Annotated in this window: 3 protein-coding genes; 1 reads left to right on the top strand and 2 read right to left on the bottom strand. The window is 60.7% G+C overall.

The features are described 5' to 3' along the window. A partial coding sequence (locus ACIQ17_RS32590; RefSeq protein WP_398473701.1) for a hypothetical protein occupies positions 1-200 on the top strand: 200 nt, incomplete at its 5' end. Between the two features lie 68 nt (positions 201-268). On the opposite strand, the gene ACIQ17_RS32585 is transcribed toward ACIQ17_RS32590, so the two are convergent. Together ACIQ17_RS32585 and ACIQ17_RS32580 are read right to left on the bottom strand one after the other, a co-directional pair. Next, a complete protein-coding gene (locus tag ACIQ17_RS32585) occupies positions 269-508 on the bottom strand; it encodes a hypothetical protein (protein ID WP_398473700.1) in 240 nt (79 codons plus the stop codon). Between the two features lie 353 nt (positions 509-861). Next, positions 862-2826 (bottom strand): hypothetical protein, encoded by a 1965-nt coding sequence (locus tag ACIQ17_RS32580; protein ID WP_398473699.1) that lies wholly within the window; start codon positions 2824-2826, stop codon positions 862-864. Positions 2827-2966 lie beyond the last annotated feature (140 nt).

Genomic DNA, 2966 nt, shown 5'->3' with positions numbered 1-2966 from the left:
CTGCGAGACGCGAAAAAGTTGGTGAACAGCAAATCAGAGAATGGCCGGTGTTCAAGCGACTTAGGGAAGAGGAAAAGTTTCAGGAATTTTTCCGTAAGACTTTTAAGTCGGAGTTGATTGTAGTCCCCGTCGCGGGAGATGAAGATAGCGGTAAGCTAAGTATTACGCTTTTCGATACCGGTACGAATACCAAGTATTGAGTCTGCTGCGGGCTGATTCGCCTCAATGCTCGGTCGTTATGCCTTTCTGGGAAAGACTAATTGACCCTCTACTTCTTCTTCGCCCCGACGCGCTCCACGCTCGCGATCTCGATCGGGGGCTTGCCGCTCTTTTCCGCGATCTCGCGGTCCTGGTCGGCGATGGCCTGCTTGGCCGGCTCGTCGCCGTCGAGGCCGCCGAGCAGCTCCGAGGGGACGCGGCGGTTCGAGCGCTGCGAGCCGTCCACATAAGTGACGTTGAAAAAGGCGAATTCGTCGTCGGCGGTGGTATCTTGTCGATGTGCCGGCAATCGCAGCCTGCATCCTCCGCTTCCGTGTGCCGGCCCAAATTCCCCAGCATGCTCAATCATCCGAAAGGTCGCATGGCATTCATCTGGCATTCAGTCGGGTTTGGTAGTATTCTGGCTCTCGGATGTTGGAGGTTGCAATGACGCTGTTCAAGTCCAGGGTCGTTATCGTTCAGGTCGCCGTTCTGGCAATGACATGGGTCGTCTCTGCGGCGCATGCCGGGGTGACACCTCCGTAAGCCGTCTCCGCCGCGCAGGCCGAGCGCCTGCGCGCGGCGATCTCGATCCACCGACGCCGATTTCCCGATCGCCGATATCCTGATCCGCGCGGCCCTAGGCCTCAATAATCACGCGCGTCACTCGGCCAAACTCTCTTTCACCGATAAAATCTCCAGCAACGTCTGTTCGAGCGCCTCGCGGGCGGCGACCCAGTCGCTGGGCGTGCCGCGCGCGAGAAAAGTGCCGCCGCTGCGGTTGAGGTCGAGTTCGGCCTGCGCCCGCGTGATCTCCAGCCCATAGGCAATGGCCAGCTCCGCTTTTTTGAGGCGGCTGCCGGAGCTCTCCGCGTCCTTCTTTGCTTTCGCATAGAGCAGGATGTTGCGCGCATAGGCTTCCAGTATCTGCGCATAGACCAGCGCCACCGGTGGATAGGCCGACAGGCAGGACAGGTCGCGATTCACCAGTTTTAGCACGTCTGCATTCGTCGTCTCCGCATGCCGCCGGTATTGCGGATGATTAAGCCGGTTCTGGATCTGCGTCAGCTCCATGGATGTGTAGGACGTATAAATTTTACGCCACAGGTCCAGTTCCTTCGCCGGCTCCTTCGAGCGGCACGGTCCAGGCATCGCGAAGGCGCGCGGGTCGCGAGCAGCGACGGGGCGGGTCAGGAAATCCGGCTGCGCCAGAATGCGCTCCAGCCCGCCGCGCAGGATGTCGAGATTGCGCAGATGTTCGTTGCGAAACACGGTGGCAGCCGCGCTGCCCTGGGCCAGAATCCATTCCTCGGAATAAGCGGCGAGGATCGAGCGCGTGCGCAGGATCATCCAGTTGGCGGCTGGATCGCTCGCCCCTTTGGTTTGCGCCGACTTCTTTTCGAACTGGTCGAGCCACTCATAGAGAATGGCTATGCCCGCTTCATACTGCTTGAGCTGTACCATCGCGCTAGCATGCGCAATAGCGAAATAGGGGCGGCCATGAAGGGCGTCGTCGGCGATGAAGGAATCCAGATGGCCGGAGAGCGCCGCGACATGCGCCGTTGCTGTGGGTGAATTGATCAGCCCGTCTTCATCGGCCGCCCAGCGCGCCGTCAGCCATATGCAGTCGGTCTGATCGGCGATGGTTTGTTCTGGGCCGTGCGGTCGCGCTGATGCGGGAGTCTCCGGGCAGAACACCTCCAGCAGGCTGCCGCATGCTCTCTTCACGGTGATGACGGCACCGGCTCTCTGAATGTCGGCGATGATCGCGGCCATGTTGCGCACAAAAATCTCGCTGGCATCCCTGCGCCGGGTCTCGCTGTCGAGTGTCGGCACCTGCCGGAACACGCGCGCGAAGGCGCCGATATGGTCGTTGACCAGCGTCCTGTCGGCGGTCTCGTCGAACCATGCGGCAAGGCAGGTCAGCGGCGGGCTGACGGCGCTGTGGGCAAAACTCTTCGCCCGCTCCAATTGCGCGAAGACCTCGGGATCGTTGCCGCCAAGCAATTTGATATAGGAGATGTCGCGGTCGATGATGTCATCGAGCTGGCCGAGATAGCTCAGCCCGGCGGAGCCGCGGCCGGATGAAAAGCTCTTGCTGCCGGCGAGCGGTGTGGCGCCCTGGCTCGGGTCTTTCTTCCGCGCAGGATCGGACATCGACAGTTCGATACCGAAGCCTTTCACGTTGCTGACTTTGCGCGCCCATTGCTGGACGAATTTTCCGGTCTCTTCGCCGAGCGAGCCGACGATGCAGAAGGCGATCAGCCCGATGCCGCCCAGCGTCTGGCTTCGACTGAGCGGTGTGCCCGGCGGAAGGCGAAAGATGCCGTTGAGCCAGATCGCGAACAGCGGGCCGAACAGGAAGCCCATCGTGATGTTGATCTTGTTGCGCGATAACCGGTCGATCGGGCTGAAAGTGTCGTGCACGAACAGGATGCAAAGGCTGATACCGAGCGTGATCGCAATGATGAGGACGCGCCGCGCCCAGATTGCCGATGCCTGCTGGAAGTTGATCTTGATGGTGCCGATCCGGAACCAGCCCTTGCGCGGCGGGAGCGGCATGGCCGTGAAGGCGAGGCATTCATAGAGTATGAATGTCAGGACGGCCGAGAACAGGAACACGACCATGGTGATGTCCGCCTAGCTGTACGGAAGCATCATGCATATTCTGCGTGTACGGAGTCAAATCACACGCGAAGATCGAGTCGCAGCGGGGGCGGTTTCCCGCAGCAATGTGAGGAGAGGAGCGACCGTCAGAGGCCGGGGTC

The sequence above is a fragment of the Tardiphaga sp. genome, assembly GCF_044340795.1.
Classification (GTDB): domain Bacteria; phylum Pseudomonadota; class Alphaproteobacteria; order Rhizobiales; family Xanthobacteraceae; genus Tardiphaga.
Note: the sequence above shows the minus strand (reverse complement) of the source record. Positions and strands in the feature narration are given on the sequence as shown.

Coding starts and splice junctions, on each gene's coding strand:
- ACIQ17_RS32580 (WP_398473699.1), bottom strand. CDS start 2,826: ATGGTCGTGTTCCTGTTCTCGGCCGTCCTGACATTCATACTCTATGAA.